The sequence below is a fragment of the Mesorhizobium shangrilense genome (assembly GCF_028826155.1).
Classification (GTDB): domain Bacteria; phylum Pseudomonadota; class Alphaproteobacteria; order Rhizobiales; family Rhizobiaceae; genus Arvimicrobium; species Arvimicrobium flavum.
This window is the reverse complement of the sequence record NZ_JAQGPN010000001.1, coordinates 3,523,644-3,540,931: the sequence shown is the minus strand read 5'-3', so window position 1 is coordinate 3,540,931 and position 17,288 is coordinate 3,523,644. Positions and strand designations below refer to the sequence as shown.

Sequence of the window (17,288 nt, the reverse complement as noted above, 5' to 3'; positions counted from 1 at the left end):
GCGCGGGATTCGGACGGTTGCACAAGCGGATTATGTGCCTGATGGCCGCCAGTATGGTCGCGAACAGGAGCGAGCCTGACGATACGAGCCCGCCGCAATCACACCCATTTTTTAAAGGCAAAGGTGGCTGGACCGCGATCAAGGAGGAAGACTCCTGGCGGAACTCTCCCGGCAGTTTGACGTGCATGCCGACCGGATCACGCAATGGCGCAGTCGGCGGGTCGCAGCCTCAAGGAACCGTTCTTCCAGTCGTATCCGAGAACGAGGTCGTCGCCGTTGGCCTGGACGAAGGGTGCAACTCGCGCTTCCGAGGAGTTGGAACTTTTGTTTGTTGGATCGGCTAACTCATTGAAAAGTTGGCGATCCCGGCAGGATTCGAACCTGCGACCATCGGCTTAGAAGGCCGGTGCTCTATCCAGCTGAGCTACGGGACCGGACTGCTTTGCGCTGGCGTCAATGCGTCCAGGGCGTCCTGCGGTCATAGCGGAAATTATCCGAATAGGAAATCTGCCGCCGCTTGCCTTCCTTCGGTTCCTGGACACGGAAGGCGATGCCCTCCCGCGTGGCGTAGGCGACAGCCTCCTCGCGCGTCTCGAAGGTTAGGCGGATCTGGCTCTTCATGTCGCCCGACGTGGTGTAGCCCATCAGCGGGTCGATCTTGCGGCGCTGCTCGGGATCGAACTCCAGAACCCAATGGCCGGTCTTTGCCTTGCCGGACTGCATGGCGGTCTTGGCGGGGCTGTAGATTCGGGCGGACATGCAGATGTTCCCTGGCTGGTTCGAACGTTATGGCGCGCGAGCCTTCGCGCACTCGGCCCCGATGGTCAATAGTCCCGATGTGGCGAGCCCGTGCCGACGGGGGGCTAAGGAGTGGTCGGAGTGGCAGGATTCGAACCTGCGACCCCCTGATCCCAAATCAGGTGCGCTACCAGGCTGCGCTACACTCCGAGGCGCCCGAACCCCTATAGTCCCGACAGTTTCCACGCAAGGACGAATTCGCGCCGCGGCGACCGAAAGTGCGGGAAAGTCGGGGGCAAGCGGTCTTCGTGACCAAAGGTCACACTTGGGACCGCCCGATCCAGGGGAGCCTGGGGCCGGGCCTGAACGCGGCGCGCCTGTCTCGCCTGCGGGGGACCACTGACATGCCGCGGCGCAGCGTTCTTCAGTGCAAGAATTTTGCGTGGAGCACTGATTTTATTTCATTTGCCGCCGATCCCGCTGCTCCCGATACTGGCATGCGACGGCCTGCTCCCGATTGCTTGGGTTCGTAGGGGGCGGCTGGCGCTCATGCGGAGGTCGCCCGCCATGTCCGAAATGCCTGTTGCGGTTGTCGCTGCGGCAGCGGCGTCATGGAGATGCAGGGCATGAGGCTGGCGGATGGGTCCTGGGATCGCTTTGACGACTATGTGCTCGGTTTCGCCATCGAGCGGATGCGTTCGGGCGAGAAGGTTGCCATCGTCACCCTCGTGGAGGTTGAAGGATCGTCGCCCCGGCCGATCGGCGCGCAGATGGCGGTCTCCGAATCCGGCAGTTGGGTCGGCTATCTGTCGGGGGGCTGCATCGAGCGGGCGGTCGCGGCGGAGGCGGTTGCCGCAATCAGGGCGGATCGCAACCGCCGCGTGCGCTATGGCCGTGGCTCGCGCTACATTGACATCAGTCTTCCCTGCGGAAGTGCAATCGAACTGATGTTCGACGTCGGACGGTCACGTGAAGAGTTGGAGGCGATCGACCGGCGGCTGGCCCGGCGCCTCCCGGCAACGATGGCGGTTCCGCTGCAAGCCAGTGATCCGGGAACGGACGCCAACCGCGCTTCTTCGCTCCTGCGGTCCTATCTGCCGCGCCGCCGGCTTGCGGTCCTCGGCGCGGGGCCCGTCGCGGTTCACCTCGCAAGGCTCGCCCCGCGAAGCGGCTTCGAAGTGCTTCTCCATTCCCACGACGCGGCGACGCTGGAGGCCGTCGACGCGACGCAGGCCCAGACCCGGCATCTGACCAGTCCCGGCTCGGCGACCGTGGAGGCCGACTGGCGGACGGCGATCGCCTTGGTATTTCATGACCACGACTGGGAGAGTTCGCTGCTTCCGGCGGCGCTTCGGACGGACGCCTTCTATATCGGGGCGATGGGAAGTCGGGAAACGCACCGGAAGCGGCTGGCGGCGCTGCGGTCGATGGGCTTGGGTGCGGCGCAGATCGGCCGGATCAGAGGGCCGGCCGGCCTGTTGCCGGGTGTTCGCAGCGCCGCCGATCTCGCATTGTCGATTCTGGCGGAGGCGGTGGCCGCCGAGCGTGCAGCCGAGGCGCCCCGCACCTTGGACTGGATGGCGCCTATCCCGCTGCCTCTCGAAGGGGGGTGATGCGATGCTGCGCCTGAAGAGGGTCTACGAACCGCCTGCGCCGGAGGACGGTCTGCGCATCCTCGTCGACCGCCTGTGGCCGCGCGGGTTGCGGAAGACGAAGGCCGGCGTCGATCTTTGGCCGAAGGAGATCGCGCCGACGGCGGAGCTGCGCCGCTGGTTTGGCCATGACCCGAAGAAATGGGGGGAGTTTCGCAGTCGCTACGAGGCTGAACTCAGGCAGAACAGCGCGGCGATCGAAGCCCTGTCGGATCGCATTCATGGAAAGTCCGCGACACTTCTGTACGCGGCCGCCGACACCGAACATAACAATGCGGTGGTGCTCCGGGACGTCCTTGGCGAAACATCGCGTCGTCGTTGAAGGGAGTTGCGCCGGCGCAGCCGCTCATGCTTCGTCCGTGGCGACCAGGCGCCAGTCCTTGTCCCCGCGTCTGCGGCCGAACGTCCACAGATCATGCGTCGCGACGATCCGATCGGGATCTCCGTCCACCACCTCGTTTGAGGCGGAGCGCGTTGCGCTGATGATCTCCGCCGCGAGACGGACGGTGACTTCGATGCCTTCCGCGGCCGCTGACGAACTTTCGATGCAAGCGTCCTTCAGGCGTACGAAGCTGAGTTGGCTCGCCTCCTGCCGCCCCTTGCGTTCGGTGATTGCTACCTCGAAGGCGGCCAGTACGTCCGGCGCCAGGAGCGGGCGCAGTGCGGCGACGTCCGCGGTGGCGAAGGCGTTGAGGATGATCTCGTAGGCTTTCGCAGCACCCTCCAGGAACATTCTCTCATCGAAACTGGGGTCGGCCTCACGGATGTTCCGGGATTGCGGACTTGCGGCGCGCTTGTCGTCCGTCTTCGCGGCGCCGGCCGGTTTTGCCATGTCCGGGCTCTCGGGGTGGGCGCCGGACGACAAGACGCTCAAGATGGAGACGAACGCCCACCAGAAGGCCAGAAGGACCAGTGTCGGAAGGCTTGTTGTGACGTCGGCTGCTTCATTCATGTCGATCTCGCAATCCGGCCGGGGAGGGAGCTCTCCCGGTCAGCGTATCCGGGGCAGGGAACTGAACTAATGGTATGGCGGCGGCGACGACAGGGCCCATTCGAGGGTGACCGCGCCTTCGCCCCACGGATTGGCGCCAGCCGCCCGCCTGCGGGCAAACGCCTCCGCGACGGCGATCAGGAAGACGATCACGCCCGCCGCCGCCACGTAGGAGCCGATCGACGAGATGAAGTTCCAGCCTGCGAATGCGTCCGGATAGTCGGCATAGCGGCGGGGCATGCCTGCCATCCCGAGGAAATGCTGCGGGAAGAAGACGAGGTTGACCCCGATGAACATCAGCCAGAAATGCAGCTTGCCCAGCGTCTCGCTGTACATGTAGCCGGTCATCTTCGGGAACCAGTAGTAGAACGCCGCGAAGATGGCGAATGCTGCGCCGAGCGACAGCACGTAGTGGAAATGCGCCACCACGTAGTAGGTGTCGTGCAGCAGCCGATCCACGCCCGGATTGGCGATCATTACGCCGGTGACGCCGCCGATGGTGAAGAGCAGCACGAAGCCGGTCGCCCAGAGCATCGGCGTCTTGAATTCGATCGACCCGCCCCACATCGTGGCAAGCCAGGAGAATACTTTTACTCCCGTGGGCACCGCGATGACCATCGAGGCGAAGGCGAAATAGCGCTGCGACCCGACCGACAGGCCGACGGTGAACATGTGATGGGCCCAGACCACGAAGCCGATCCCGCCGATGGCCACCATCGCATAGGCCATGCCAAGATAGCCGAAGATGGGTTTTCGCGCGAAGGTCGAGATGACGTGGCTGACGATGCCGAACCCCGGCAGGATCATAATGTAGACTTCAGGGTGCCCGAAGAACCAGAACAGGTGCTGGTAAAGGATCGAGTCGCCGCCGCCTGACGGCGCAAAGAATGTCGTCTCGAAGTTGCGGTCGGTCAGGAGCATGGTGATCGCTCCGGCAAGCACCGGCAGGGCAATCAGGAGCATGAAGGCGGTTACAAGCATGGACCATGCGAACAGCGGCATCTTGTGCAGCGTCATGCCCGGCGCCCGCATGTTGAAGATGGTGGTGATGAAGTTGATCGCGCCGAGGATCGACGACGCGCCCGAGAGATGGATAGACAGGATGACCAGGTCCACCGCGGGGCCAGGCTGGCCGTTGGTCGAATAGGGCGGGTAGAGCGTCCACCCTCCGCTGCTTCCGTGGGAGCCCGGCGCGCCGGGAACGAACATCGATATGACGAACAGGCACAGCGAGACGACGAGCAGCCAGAACGAGATGTTGTTCATGCGCGGGAAGGCCATGTCGGGCGCGCCGATCATGATCGGTACGAACCAGTTGCCGAAGCCTCCGATCAGCGCCGGCATGATGACGAAGAAGATCATCACCAGGCCGTGCGAGGTGACGAACATGTTGTAGGCGTCGGGGTTGGTGAAGATCTGCAGCCCAGGTTCCTGGAGCTCCATTCGGATGCCCACCGACAGCGCCGTCCCGAGCAGGCTGGCGGTGGCCGAAAACAGTAGATAGAGCGTCCCGATGTCCTTGTGGTTCGTCGAGAAAAGCCATCGTACCAGGAAGCGGGGCTTTGCATTCCCCGCCAGCGCTTCGGCATCGGCCATGTCACCACCTGCATCAATGCGCGCAGGCAGAGCGGCGTCTGGCGTGTGGACGTCGCCCGGAAAGGACGCTTTGCCCTGCCCGCGCTTTCGCTATTCGTCCGTCACGATCGCGCTCATCGGTATGTCGTGCGGCTGCGGGTAGATCGTCCGGAGACGGCTTCCGGCGAAGCCCACGCCCACCGTGAGCGGTTGGTTGGTCATGGCCGCAAGCGTCCTGTCGAAGAAGCCGCCGCCATAGCCCAGGCGGTAGTTCGCCGCGTCGAAACCGACGACTGGCGCGACGACGACATCCGGCTGCACCGATGGGCCGTGAGAGGGAACGAGGATGTTCCAGACGCCGCGCTCCAGCGGGTCGCCGGGCGCCCAGATGCGGAACTCGAGCGGCCAGCCCTTGCGGATGACCACCGGCAACGCGATGCGGCCGCCGCGCTCGATGACCTTGATCGACCAGTTGCGCAGGTCTGGCTCGCCGCGGAACGGCCAGTAGGCGGAGACGATGCGCCCGCTGATCCTGCCGATGGCGGCGTCAAGCCTGGCGGCGATGCATTCCGACCTCGCCTTGCGCTCGTCCACGTCTACCGCGAGGCGTTCCTCGATCAGACGCTGGCGTTCCGCCTTGCGCCAGCGGGCGACGTCGGCCCATGCGTCGGAAGGCGCCGCGTCGGGCCGATAGTCGGGAGAAAGTTCGTGCATGAAACAGGGCGGCGAGGCGTACTCGCCCAGTGCCGGTTCCGCGTCGTTGTCGTCGATCGCCATGTGCGTGGTGCCGTTCTATTGCGACGGCGGGAAGGTGCGCCGCTTGATAACGGAAGGCAAACGGAATTAAATGCTCGATAGATGCAATAATTTTGCATCTAACTCGGGGGGCGAATGGATATCGATCGTGCCCGCACCTTCCTGGAGATCGTGCACTCCGGCAGCTTTCTAAGAGCGGCGGACCGGCTTCACGTCACCCAGACGACGGTCAGCGCCCGGATACGTACCTTGGAGGACGAGCTGGGCAGGCAGCTCTTCATCCGCAATCGCAACGGCGCGCAGCTGACGTCCGCCGGCCGCGACTTCGAACGCTACGCCCAGTCCTTCGTCCAGATCTGGGAGCGTGCGCGCCATCAGCTCGCCATTCCGTCGGGGCGGACGAGCGTCATAGCCTTGGGCGGTGAGCTGAGCCTGTGGAACCCGCTGCTTCTCGACTGGCTTGTCTGGATGAAGCAGGCCAGTCCCGAGGTCGCCATCCGCGCGCATGTCGGTGTTCCCGAACAACTGGTCGAGCAATTGAGGGTAGGGATTCTGGACATCGCCGTCCTCTATGCGCCGAAGCTTCTGCCTGGTTTCAAGGTGGAGCTGGTGGAAGAGGAGCAACTCATCCTCGTGCGGACGCCGGGCAATGGCGGCGAGCCGCACGGCACGCGCGACTATGTCCACGTGGACTGGGGTCCGAGCTTCACGGCGCAGCACGACTTTCGCGAGGGGGCGGGGGAGCCGGGGCTGTCGGTCGGGCTGGGCCCGCTCGGGCTGAGCTACGTGTTGCGGGTGGGCGGCATGGGCTATTTCAGGAAGGGGGCGGCGGCGCCTTACATCGAGGCCGGGGACCTGGAGGTGGTCGCTGGCGCGCCCGAATTCACCTATCCCGCCTACGCGGTCTATCCGGAGGGCGGCGAGGCGCGTCCGGAACTCCAGGAGGCCCTGCGCGGGCTGAAGGAGGTCGTTACCGCGTAGGCGGACCTCGGCGTCATGTGAGAGGCATCGAGCCTAGGGTCGCGTCGGCGAGAATCGTTCGACCCTGGCGTGCAGGATGCGGATCAGTGCAATTTATTTGCGCTGAAACCCACGGAAAATTCGTTTGCATTGCGCTGAACCCAGCGCCATTCTCGATTGCATCGAGTTGACAGCATCGGATGCCGATCGCTGGAGTCTGACGCCGGGACCGAGGTCCCGCGATGTGTCGCGCAGGCATCCGAGGGAGCTTGCCGTGACTATGGACCAGCCGCATGGCGGCTTGAGCGAAGTCGCTTCGCGCCGCAATCCCCGAAACGCAAGGACCGCTGCAGATGCGGCCGACGTCGAGCAGCGCCGCGACGATCAGGCAGGCGCAGAGCGCGTCAAGCTCGCCTTGCGCCGGGAACTGCTCAGGCACGCCGCGTCACGGTCGCCGATAACGCGGTCGGCGCTCGTCGGCAGGATAGACCGCGCTTCCGCGCGCTCGGAGGGATCGCTTGAGCGGGCGTTTGAGGAGATGATGGAGGAGGATGCAGGCGAGGGCAGGCCCTTCCTGTCCGCCCTCATCGTGAGCACGCTCGAGCCGGGAATTCCGGCGCACTGGTTCTTCCGCAAGGCCAGCGAGCTGGGAATCTACTCCGGCGATGCCGGCAACGTGGAAGCATTCGCTTTTCACGCCAAGGAATTCTACCGGGCCATCCAGTATTATGCGGACGCTGTCCCGTCGCCTGACCGGGAAGCGACCCGTTCGCGCAACCTGCGGGAAGGAGGATGCGATGCTTGAAGCGAGGGACCTGATGACGTCGCGTGTCGTGAGCGTCGCTCCCGACAGCACGATGAGCGAAGCCGCCGACCTCATGGTCGCCCACGACGTGGGCGCGCTCCCTGTCCTGGACGGGAAGCGGCTCGTGGGGATCATCACTGAAGGCGATCTCATCCATCGGGCCGAGATCGGGACAGCGCTGCGTCAGCGTGCCTGGTGGCTGCGCCTGATCACCGACAATGCGACCTTGGCGACGGAATATGTCAAATCGCACTCGACCCACGTGGCCGACGTGATGACGTCGCACGTCTTCACCGTTCAGGAAGGGGCGCCGGTCACCGAGATTGTCGACCTCCTCGAGCGCAAGCGGATCAAATGGGTTCCCGTCATGCGCGGCGACGAACTGGTGGGCTTGTTCAGCCGTGCAAGTCTTGTCCGGGCCATTGCGGCGGCAGGAAACGCCAGTCCCGCAATGCCCGCGCGTGACGACCGCGATATAAGGCGTGACGTGATCGACGCCATGCGCGGCGAGACCTGGGCCTCGGTGGGGACGTCCGACGTCCTGGTGAAGGATGGCGTCGTCGCCTTCAGAGGGGCGTGCCAGTCCGACGAGGAGAGAAGGGCGTCCCGGATCCTCGCCGAGAATGTCGCCGGCGTCCGCGGCATCGACGACCGGCGCGTCCTCATCGATCTGGCCCACAGCGCAGTCTGACTCTCCGCGCCGCGCGGCGCAGCCGCAACGAATGGCATCGATGCGGAAACCTTTTTCCGCGAAGGTACTCCAATAGCCGAATGAGGAGACGGCTCATGCGTGCTGCGCGAACGGCGATACCCGGAGCGAATGTCATTTCGAGCGATGCGGACCTTGTGCGGCGCGCCAGGGCACGCGACGGCGGCGCTTTCCGCACGATCATGAAGATGTGCAACCAGCGGCTCTACCGCACCGCGCGCAGCATCGTCCGCGACGATCGCGAGGCCGAGGATGTCGTCCAGGAAGCCTACGTGCTCGCCTTCACGCATCTCGACGGATTCCGCAGCGATTCGACCCTCGCCACATGGCTCACCCGCATTGTCATCAACGAGGCGCTCGGGCGGCTGCGCAAGCGGCGAAGGCGGCCCGAAGTCGGGTATTCAGGCGATCGGCTCCTCGAAGCCGAGATCATCCAGTTCCCGCACGCAAACGACGATCCGGAACGCACGATGGCTCAGCGTCAGATCCTGCAACTGGTCGAGCGGGCGACCGATTCCTTGCCCTTGGCTTACCGGGCGGTCTTCGTGGCGCGGGTCATCGAGGGCCTGTCGATCGAGGAGACGGCCCAGCTGCTCCGCGTTCGCGAGGGGACGGTGAAGACGCGGCTGCACCGGGCGCGGCATCTCGTCCGCGAGCGGCTGGAGGCAGAGATGGGTCCGGTCTTGCTGGACGCGTTCCCCTTTGCGGGGCGGCGGTGCGAGCGGCTGACGTCCGCCGTCATGCGGCGGCTCGGTTTCCCGGACTGATTTTTCCCGGGAACGTTTGCCGTCCACCGGCATCCAATGAACGTAAATCCAAGCGATGTCCGGCGCACTCCCGCGTCGGCCAAGGAGGTTCCTTATGCTCTTTCGTACGATGGTCGCCGCGGCGACCCTTTGCGCCCTGTCCATCGCCGCGCCGGCCGGCGCCGCGGACAAGCCCACCGATCCGCAGATCGCGCACATCGCCTATACGGCGGGCGTCATCGATGTCGAGGCCGCCAAGCTCGCCATCTCGAAATCCAAGACCAAGGAGGTCGTGGAGTTCGCCGAGGGTATGGTGCGCGACCACGAGGCGGTGAACGTGCAGGCTCTCGATCTGGTCAAGAAGCTCAACGTGACGCCCGAGGACAACGACACCAGCAAATCGCTGAGCCAGGCGGCGGAGGCCAAGCGCGCCGAACTCGCCAAGCTCGACGGCGCCGAATTCGACAAGGCCTATATCGACAACGAGGTCGCCTACCACAAACAGGTCAATGGAGCCCTTGAAACCCTGTTGATCCCGTCGGCCGAAAACGCCGAGCTCAAGGGTCTGCTTGAGACGGGGTTGAAGCTGTTCCAGGGGCACCAGCAACACGCCGAGCACGTTGCGGCAGACCTGAAGTAGGGCATCGGATCATGATCCAGAGACGATGCCTGGGGATGGCGCTGATGCTCGTGCTCGCCGCGGGCGTCGTTCCGGCCGAGGCCGAAACCATCCAGATCACCATTGAAAAGCTTGTCTACTCGCCGGCGGAGGTCAGCGCCAAGGTCGGCGACACGATCGAATGGATAAACAAGGATAACCTGGCGCACACTGCTACGGTAAAGGACGGCTGGGAGGTCATGATCCCGGCGAAGAAGACGGGGAGCTTCATCGTAGAAGCGCCCGGCGACTTTGCCTACTACTGCCGCTTCCACCCCAACATGAAGGCGCGCCTGACAGTCGACCCCTCCTGATCGGCCCGTCTTCGTGTCATGCCGGTCGCAAGGCACGTCAGCTTTGCGACCGGCTCAGCTTCATGCTCCGGCGGCTGCGGCGGCGTTGAGGCCCCTAGTCAGGTCAGCCTTGAGGTCGTCGACGTCCTCGAGCCCGATCTGGAGGCGCAGGAGGGGGCCTTCGTATTGGCCCTTCGCAATGGTGCGGTCGCCCAGGAATACCTGGACCGCAAGGCTTTCGAACCCGCCCCAGGAATAGCCGAGCCCAAATGTCTGGAGCGCGTCAAGGAATGCATGCGCTTGAGGCTTTCCGCCGCCGTCGAGGACAATCGAAAAGATGCCGCTGGAACCAGTGAAGTCGCGCTTCCATAGGGCGTGATCGGGGTGGCTCGGCAGACCGGGGTGAAGGACGCGCGCCACGCCCTTCTGTCCCTCAAGCCAGGCTGCAATCTCGAGCGTGCTCTTTTGATGCCTCTCCAGCCGAACGCCCATGGTCCGCAGCCCGCGCAGAGTCTGGTAGACGTCGTCCGGTCCGGAGCAGGTTCCGAGGGTCACAAAACCCTCATAGAGCGCTTTCCAGTGCGTTTCGTTGGCCGAGACGGTGCCGATCAAAACGTCGGAGTGTCCGGCCGGATACTTGGTGGCGGCGTGAATCGAGATGTCGACGCCGTGGTCGAGCGGCCTGAAATAGAGCGGCGTCGCCCAGGTGTTGTCCATCATGACGATGGCGCCGGCCACCCTGGCGGCTTTCGCGATAGCGGGAATGTCCTGGACCTCGAAGGTGTTGGAGCCGGGGGACTCGGTGAACACGACCTTCGTGTTGGGCCTGAGCAGGCCGGTGATGCCCGCACCGATGTGGGGCTCGTAGTACTCGACCTGGACGCCCAGCCTCGTCAGCATGGTGTCGGCGAAGTGTCGGGTGGGGCCGTAGACCGAATCCACGAGCAGGATATGGTCGCCTGCCGCAAGGAAGGACAGCAACGGCACCGTGACAGCCGCGAGGCCGGAGGGGACGACGATCGTGCCGGCCGATCCCTCCAGTTCGTTGATCGCATTGGCGAGCGCGTCGGTCGTGGGCGTGCCCCGTGTCCCGTAGGTGTATTTCTGGTTGCGCTCTGACATCGTCTTGGCGTCCGGGTAGAGCACGGTCGAGGCATGCACCACGGGCGGATTGACGAATCCGAAGAAATCGCGCGGGTTGTTGCCTATGTGGGCGAGCTGTGTGTTCAGCCCCAGTTTTCCGTCTGCCATGATTGCCCTCGATTGGATCACTGTCAGCCTTAGAACGGCTGGGCACTAGCTGCAACCGGACCGGTTTGAGCCAGACAGAGATGACTGTCTGTCACTTTCGTCCACCATCGCGTCATCGCTATCGCGCATTGCAGGTTGCGCATTGCAGGCATTTGTATAGATCGCGTTCTGGCGCTACGGGAGGCTCGTCCGGTTGGGTGACCACCACTTGCACACGGAGCTTTGACCGTGTCTTCGGGGAGGGGGCATGAAGCCGTCGGTGACATTGCTGGGAACGGGTACGCCGAGGCCGGAAGCGCTGCGCGGCGGCACCAGTCTGCTGATCCGCTATGGAAGTGACGCGATACTGATCGACGCCGGCCGCGGCGTCGTTCGGCAGTTGACGAAGCTGGGTTTTCCGATCGATCAGGTCAATCCCGTCCTCATCACCCACCATCACTACGACCATATAGGCGAGCTGCATGACGTGATCCTGACGTCATGGCTGTCCGGGCGCACCGGCTCCTTGGATATCTATGGTCCACCTGAAACCAGGCGTATCGTCGATGTCCTGCTCACGCAGGTCTACGACAAGGATATCGAGTTCCGCGTCACCGGAGAGCCTGTGCATGGAACCTTTCCACCGACGCCCGTGACGGAAGTCATTTCGGGCCTGGTGTGCGAAACTGACCGCTATCGCATCTATGCGGACAGGATGAACCATGGCGACGGCCTGGCTTTCTCTGATGCATTCAGAAGCCGATGGATTTGCCTCGGCTTCCGGTTTGAGTGTGACGACGGCGTGATCGCCTTCAGCGGCGACACCGTCGATTGCGAGGGGCTGCAACGACTTGCAGCCGGCGCCGACATCCTCGTCCAGTGTTGCTATCTGGCGCGCTCCGAGATCGTGGGCGAGCATTTGGAGCGCATCGCGAAATACACGCTGGCCTCTGCTGACACCGCAGGCGCTATCGCCACAAAGGCTGGTGTTCGCAAGCTGGTTCTTACTCATCCTCGAATTAAGCCTCCCGAGATCCTGGAAGAAATGCGCAGGGACGTTCAGAGAGATTTTTCGGGGGAAGTTATTATCGGATATGATCTCTTGTCAGTATCGTGTTAGAATAAATTTTCCTGACATAAATCATTTCGAAGGCGTTGCTATCTCGCTAGCAGGCGGTAATTTATAACGGAGTGGAATAATTGAGTAAATTGAAGATAGTCATTGGGGCGACCGCGCTCGTGATGGCAGCTGGCGCCGCTTCGGCCGCCACGCTCGAAAACGTAAAGGAAAAGGGCTTTGTGCAATGCGGCGTCAACACGTCGCAAGCCGGCTTTTCGATGCCTGACGACAAGGGCGATTGGGTCGGCTTCGACGTCGATTTCTGCCGGGCCGTGGCGGCGGCCGTGTTCGGCGACGGAAGCAAGGTGAAATTCACCCCGCTCAGCACCAAGGATCGTTTCACCGCCCTGCAGTCTGGCGAGGTGGATCTTCTGTCGCGCCAGACGACCTGGACGCTAAGCCGGGATACCGCGCTTGGCTTCAATTTCGCGGGCGTGACCTACTATGACGGCCAGGGTTTCATGGTCAACGCCGAGAAGGTGCCGGGCGTCACCTCGGCGCTGCAGCTCTCGGGCGCAGCGGTTTGCGTGCAGTCTGGCACGACAACCGAGATGAACCTCGCCGACTACTTCAAGGCCCACCAGATGGACTACAATCCTGTGGTCTTCGAAAAGGTGGAAGAAGCCAACACGGCATATGACGCCGGCCGTTGCGACGCCTTCACTGCCGATGGGGCAAGTCTCTATGGTATCCGTCTCGCACTGAGCAACCCGGACGATCATGTCGTCCTGCCGCAAATCATTTCAAAGGAGCCGCTGGGACCGCTTGTTCGCCAAGGCGACGACAAATGGTTCGATATCGTCAAGTGGACCTACTACGCGCTGCTCGACACGGAAGAGGCGGGCATCACCCAGGCAAATGTCGACGATATGATGAAGTCTGAGAATCCGGACGTTCGTCGTCTGCTCGGCGTCGAGGCAGAGACCAAGATCGGCGCCGACCTCGGCCTCGACAACGCCTGGGTCGTGAATATCGTCAAGGCCACCGGCAACTATGGCGAGATCTTTGAGAGGAACCTCGGTTTGGGCAGCAGGTTGAAGATCGCACGCGGCGTCAACGAGCTCTGGACCAAGGGCGGACTGCAGTACGGCATGCCGATCCGCTGATCGGAGACATCGGCCGGGGAGCCAGGATAGTGCTCCCCGGCCGGCTTTTTCTTCACAGCTTCCAGCTGGTCGCTTGCTCTACCGCCGAGCGCAAATGCACAGATCGCGATGAATCGTTTTGACGCGCACGCGGCTCTTCACGACAGAATATCTGCAGGTTGATGCGATGAACTGCCTTGAATAAGGGCGGCCCCATATCGTCGTCTTCCGCTCTCGTTCCGCTGGAACAAAATACTGAAATGCAGTGCAGGCGCTGGACCATTCGCACTTGACCCAGAAACAATAATCGCCTTCGATGCCGTTTCTGACTTGGGGGAGGCAGAAGCGTCCGTGGCATCGTTCGGGCGCTCCCGGGCTTCATCATGAGGCGCGCCTCCAGGGAACCAGGCTGGGCTGGGAATAAAAGAACTCGAAAAGGGAAAAGAGGGACATGAAAAAAATTCTGACAGGGATTCTCGCCGTCGCGGGCTTGGGCTTCGCCGCGTCGGCGGCCTCCGCGGCGACGCTTGACGACGTCAAGGCGAAGGGCTTTGTCCAGTGCGGCGTGAACACCGGCCTCGCCGGGTTTTCTGCGCCAAACGACAAGGGCGAGTGGACCGGCCTCGACGTCGACTTCTGCCGTGCGGTCGCAGCCGCCATCTTCGGCGATGGCACGAAGGTGAAGTTCACCGGTCTCAGCGCCAAGGACCGCTTCACCGCTCTGCAGTCGGGCGAAATTGACATCCTGTCGCGTAACACGACCTGGACGATCAACCGCGATACCGCGCTGGGACTGAACTTCGGCGGCGTCACCTATTATGACGGCCAGGGCTTCATGATCAATGCGAAGAAGCTGCCCGGCGTGAACTCCGCGCTGCAGCTCTCCGGCGCCGCGGTCTGCGTGCAGTCGGGCACCACGACGGAACTCAACCTCGCCGACTACTTCAAGGCGAACAAGATGGAGTACAACCCCGTCGTCTTCGAGAAGTTCGAGGAAGCGAACGCGGCTTACGACGCCGGCCGTTGCGACGCCTACACCACCGACCAGTCGGGCCTCTATGCGGTGCGGCTCCAGATGGCGGCGCCGGACGATCACGTGGTGCTGCCGGAGATCATCTCGAAGGAGCCCCTCGGGCCGGCCGTGCGCCAGGGCGACGACCAGTGGTTCGACATCGTCAAGTGGACCTACTACGCGCTGCTCAACACTGAAGAGGCCGGGGTGACGCAGGCCAATGTTGAGGAGATGAAGAACTCCGAGAACCCGGACATCCGCCGCCTGCTCGGCGTTGAGGCCGAGACCAAGATCGGCACCGATCTGGGCCTGACCAACGACTGGGTCGTCAATATCATCAAGGCGACGGGCAATTACGGCGAGATCTTCGAGCGCAACGTCGGCTCCGGCAGCCCGCTGAAGATTGCGCGCGGCATCAACGCCCTTTGGACCAAGGGCGGCTTGCAATACGGCATGCCGATCCGCTGATCGGCCCTGAGAACGGCCGGAGGGGATCCCCTCCGGCCTTATTGCTTGAAGGCGGTGGGTCAGCAGTATCCGTCCGCAAGCGGGAAGTCATGGGAAGAGGAACCCTATGGCGACGCATGACATAACCGATGTCGGCCAACCTTCCAGGGGTTCGCTGCTCTACGATCCCCGCGCCCGAGGCATTGCATTCCAGATCGTTCTGGTGGCGCTGCTGGCGATGGGCATCTGGTGGATCGTCGACAACACGATCGAAAACCTGCGGCGTTCGAACATCTCGACGGGCTTCGATTTTCTCAGGGGCCGCGCCGGCTTCGATATTGCGGACACGCTGATCGCCTACTCGTCCGACTCGTCGTACGGACGGGCCCTGGTCGTCGGCATTCTGAACACGCTGGTGGTCGCGCTCGCCGGGATCGTGACGGCGACGATCGTCGGTTTCCTGGTCGGCATCGGGCGGCTTTCGCACAACTGGCTGATTCGGAAGGTCGCCACTGTCTATGTCGAGCTGTTCCGCAACATTCCGCCGCTGCTCGTCATCCTGTTCTGGTACCAAGGCGTGCTGGCGCTGCTGCCGGCCGTACGCGACAGCTACGCGCTTCCGCTCGGGTCCTATCTCAACGTCCGTGGCTTCTATTTTCCGCGCCTGATCTGGGGCGAGGGCGCCTGGCTCATCCTGGCTGGCCTCGCCGTCGGCATCGCACTCAGCATCTTCGTCGCGCGCCGCGCCAGGGCGCGGCAGGCGGCGACCGGGCAGCAGTTCCCCGTGTTCCTGACTGCTGCCGGGCTGATTGTCGGCATGCCGCTGCTCGGCTTCCTGCTGGCGGGATTTCCGGTCACCGTCGAACTTCCGCAGAAGGGTACGTTCAACCTGAGCGGCGGGATCAATGTGAAGCCGGAGTTCCTGTCGCTCTTCCTGGCCCTGTCGCTCTACACCGCCTCGTTCATCGCCGAGATCGTGCGCGCCGGCATCCTGGGCGTGAACCGTGGACAGACGGAGGCGGCGTCGGCATTGGGCTTGAGGTCGGGACCGGCGCTGCGTCTGGTCGTCATTCCGCAGGCGCTGCGCATCATCATCCCGCCGCTGACCAGCCAGTATCTCAACCTGACCAAGAACTCGTCGCTGGCGGTGGCGATCGGCTATCCCGATCTCTATGCGATCGGCGGAACCATCCTCAACCAGACCGGTCAGGCGATCGAGGTCGTGGTCATATTCATGGTCGTCTATCTGAGCCTGAGCCTGCTGACCTCCCTGTTCATGAACTGGTTCAACTCGAAGATGGCTCTCAAGGAGAGATGAACCATGCAAGAACATGATCTCTCCTGGGTACGGACGGAAATGGCGCTGGCGCAGCGGGCGCCGCGTTCTCAGTTCGGTCCGTCCGCCTGGCTGCGCAAGAATCTCTTCGCCACGCCCACGGACGCCGCCCTCACGGTCCTGGCGCTGCTTGCCATCGCCTGGTTCCTGCCGCAGATCCTCAACTGGCTGTTCTTCAACGCCGTGTGGAGCGGCGCCGACCGCACCGCCTGCCTGACGACGGAACAGGGCGGCCAGCTGCCGCCGGGATGGTCGGGGGCCTGCTGGCCGTTCGTCAGCGGCAGGTTCGGGCAATTCATGTTCGGCCGATACCCAGTCGACGAGCGCTGGCGCGTCATATTGACGGGCGTCATCTTCGTCCTCCTGCTGGCGCCGCTGCTCATTCCGCGGGTTCCATACAAGGGCCTCAACGCCATCCTCTTCTTCGCAGTGTTTCCCTTTGTGGCGTTCTGGCTGCTGGTGGGCGGCTATTTCGGCCTGCCCTTTGTGGAGACCCCGCTTTGGGGCGGACTGTTGGTCACGCTGGTGCTCTCCTATGTCGGCATCGTCGTCTCGTTGCCGTTAGGCATCCTGCTGGCGCTCGGGCGGCGCTCGAAGATGCCGATCGTGAAGCTGCTCTCGGTGATCTTCATTGAAACCGTGCGCGGCGTGCCACTGGTGACGGTCCTGTTCATGGCGAGCTTCATGCTGCCGCTCTTCGTCCCGCCTGGAATGACCTTCGACAAGCTCCTCCGCGCGCTGATCGGCGTTGCGCTGTTCGCCTCCGCCTACATGGCCGAGGTCATCCGTGGCGGCTTGCAGGCGATTCCGAAGGGGCAGTACGAGGGTGCGGATTCGCTGGGCCTCGGCTACTGGCAGAAGATGAGTTTCATCATCATGCCGCAAGCCCTGAAGCTGGTGATCCCAGGCATCGTCAATTCGTTCATCGGCCTGTTCAAGGACACCACGCTGGTGCTCATCATCTCGATGTTCGATCTTCTGGGCGTGGTGAAGCAGAACATATCCGGCGATCCGACCTGGGCGACGCCGCAAACGGCCAAAACGGGCTACGTGTTCGCTGCGGCCATTTTCTGGATCTTCTGCTTCGGCATGTCGCGCTACTCGCAGTACATGGAACGTCGGCTGGACACCAGCTATCGGAAATGACCCGCAACGCGGGCGTAAGGGGAACTTTG

Annotated in this window: 18 protein-coding genes and 2 tRNA genes; 13 read left to right on the top strand and 7 right to left on the bottom strand. The window is 63.2% G+C overall.

Annotation, left to right across the window (positions count from 1 at the left end; genetic code table 11):
- Positions 1–357: 357 nt before the first annotated feature.
- The 3 genes from PD284_RS17120 to PD284_RS17110 form a co-directional block, all read right to left on the bottom strand.
- Positions 358–434 (bottom strand) — tRNA-Arg (locus tag PD284_RS17120).
- 19 nt (positions 435–453) lie between these two features.
- Positions 454–759 carry an ETC complex I subunit gene (locus tag PD284_RS17115; protein ID WP_274629369.1) on the bottom strand — a complete coding sequence of 102 codons (306 nt, stop codon included), beginning with the start codon at positions 757–759 and terminating at the stop codon, positions 454–456.
- Positions 760–871: 112 nt separating this feature from the next.
- A tRNA-Pro gene (locus PD284_RS17110) sits at positions 872–948 on the bottom strand.
- A gap of 416 nt (positions 949–1,364) precedes the next feature.
- On the opposite strand from PD284_RS17110, the gene PD284_RS17105 reads away from it, so the two are divergent.
- Both PD284_RS17105 and PD284_RS17100 read left to right on the top strand, forming a co-directional pair.
- Entirely contained in the window at positions 1,365–2,351 is a 987-nt protein-coding gene (locus PD284_RS17105) for an XdhC family protein (RefSeq protein ID WP_274629368.1), read from the top strand.
- Between the two features lie 4 nt (positions 2,352–2,355).
- On the top strand, positions 2,356–2,712 hold the full coding sequence (locus tag PD284_RS17100; RefSeq protein WP_274629367.1) for a DUF488 domain-containing protein: 357 nt from the start codon (positions 2,356–2,358) through the stop codon (positions 2,710–2,712).
- A gap of 24 nt (positions 2,713–2,736) precedes the next feature.
- Here PD284_RS17100 and PD284_RS17095 read toward each other — a convergent pair whose 3' ends face one another.
- The 3 genes from PD284_RS17095 to PD284_RS17085 form a co-directional block, all read right to left on the bottom strand.
- The gene (locus tag PD284_RS17095; RefSeq protein ID WP_274629366.1) at positions 2,737–3,342 is read right to left on the bottom strand and encodes a Tim44/TimA family putative adaptor protein; all 606 of its coding nucleotides are present in this window, start codon (positions 3,340–3,342) and stop codon (positions 2,737–2,739) included.
- Between the two features lie 66 nt (positions 3,343–3,408).
- Complete coding sequence (gene ctaD / locus PD284_RS17090) at positions 3,409–4,977, bottom strand: cytochrome c oxidase subunit I (protein WP_274629365.1); 1,569 nt, start codon at positions 4,975–4,977, stop codon at positions 3,409–3,411.
- Positions 4,978–5,067: 90 nt separating this feature from the next.
- Positions 5,068–5,733: a 5-formyltetrahydrofolate cyclo-ligase gene (locus PD284_RS17085; protein WP_274629364.1), complete on the bottom strand. Its 666-nt coding sequence runs from the start codon at positions 5,731–5,733 to the stop codon at positions 5,068–5,070.
- A gap of 114 nt (positions 5,734–5,847) precedes the next feature.
- Between PD284_RS17085 and PD284_RS17080 the strand changes: the two genes are divergently transcribed.
- The 6 genes from PD284_RS17080 (at position 5,848) to PD284_RS17055 (ending at position 9,904) form a co-directional block, all read left to right on the top strand.
- Entirely contained in the window at positions 5,848–6,693 is an 846-nt protein-coding gene (locus PD284_RS17080) for a LysR family transcriptional regulator (protein WP_274629363.1), read from the top strand.
- A gap of 253 nt (positions 6,694–6,946) precedes the next feature.
- On the top strand, positions 6,947–7,477 hold the full coding sequence (locus PD284_RS17075) for a hypothetical protein (RefSeq protein ID WP_274629362.1): 531 nt from the start codon (positions 6,947–6,949) through the stop codon (positions 7,475–7,477).
- Positions 7,470–8,168 carry a CBS domain-containing protein gene (locus PD284_RS17070; protein ID WP_274629361.1) on the top strand — a complete coding sequence of 233 codons (699 nt, stop codon included), beginning with the start codon at positions 7,470–7,472 and terminating at the stop codon, positions 8,166–8,168. The genes PD284_RS17075 and PD284_RS17070 overlap by 8 nt, the downstream gene beginning before the upstream one ends.
- Positions 8,169–8,263: 95 nt before the next feature.
- Complete coding sequence (locus PD284_RS17065) at positions 8,264–8,953, top strand: RNA polymerase sigma factor (protein ID WP_274629360.1); 690 nt, start codon at positions 8,264–8,266, stop codon at positions 8,951–8,953.
- 94 nt (positions 8,954–9,047) lie between these two features.
- Complete coding sequence (locus tag PD284_RS17060) at positions 9,048–9,572, top strand: DUF4142 domain-containing protein (protein WP_411956225.1); 525 nt, start codon at positions 9,048–9,050, stop codon at positions 9,570–9,572.
- An 11-nt stretch (positions 9,573–9,583) separates the two neighbouring features.
- Positions 9,584–9,904 carry a cupredoxin domain-containing protein gene (locus tag PD284_RS17055; RefSeq protein WP_274629359.1) on the top strand — a complete coding sequence of 107 codons (321 nt, stop codon included), beginning with the start codon at positions 9,584–9,586 and terminating at the stop codon, positions 9,902–9,904.
- 60 nt (positions 9,905–9,964) lie between these two features.
- Here PD284_RS17055 and PD284_RS17050 read toward each other — a convergent pair whose 3' ends face one another.
- On the bottom strand, positions 9,965–11,134 hold the full coding sequence (locus PD284_RS17050; protein ID WP_274629358.1) for a cystathionine beta-lyase: 1,170 nt from the start codon (positions 11,132–11,134) through the stop codon (positions 9,965–9,967).
- Between the two features lie 247 nt (positions 11,135–11,381).
- On the opposite strand from PD284_RS17050, the gene PD284_RS17045 reads away from it, so the two are divergent.
- From PD284_RS17045 to PD284_RS17025, 5 genes are all read left to right on the top strand, one after another.
- On the top strand, positions 11,382–12,233 hold the full coding sequence (locus PD284_RS17045) for an MBL fold metallo-hydrolase (RefSeq protein WP_274629357.1): 852 nt from the start codon (positions 11,382–11,384) through the stop codon (positions 12,231–12,233).
- Between the two features lie 122 nt (positions 12,234–12,355).
- Positions 12,356–13,339, top strand: coding sequence for an amino acid ABC transporter substrate-binding protein (locus PD284_RS17040; protein ID WP_411956275.1), 984 nt, complete (start codon positions 12,356–12,358; stop codon positions 13,337–13,339).
- A gap of 430 nt (positions 13,340–13,769) precedes the next feature.
- Entirely contained in the window at positions 13,770–14,798 is a 1,029-nt protein-coding gene (locus tag PD284_RS17035; protein ID WP_274629355.1) for an amino acid ABC transporter substrate-binding protein, read from the top strand.
- Positions 14,799–14,904: 106 nt separating this feature from the next.
- A complete protein-coding gene (locus PD284_RS17030; protein WP_274629354.1) occupies positions 14,905–16,095 on the top strand; it encodes an amino acid ABC transporter permease in 1,191 nt (396 codons plus the stop codon).
- A gap of 3 nt (positions 16,096–16,098) precedes the next feature.
- A complete protein-coding gene (locus PD284_RS17025; protein ID WP_274629353.1) occupies positions 16,099–17,259 on the top strand; it encodes an amino acid ABC transporter permease in 1,161 nt (386 codons plus the stop codon).
- Positions 17,260–17,288: the final 29 nt, after the last annotated feature.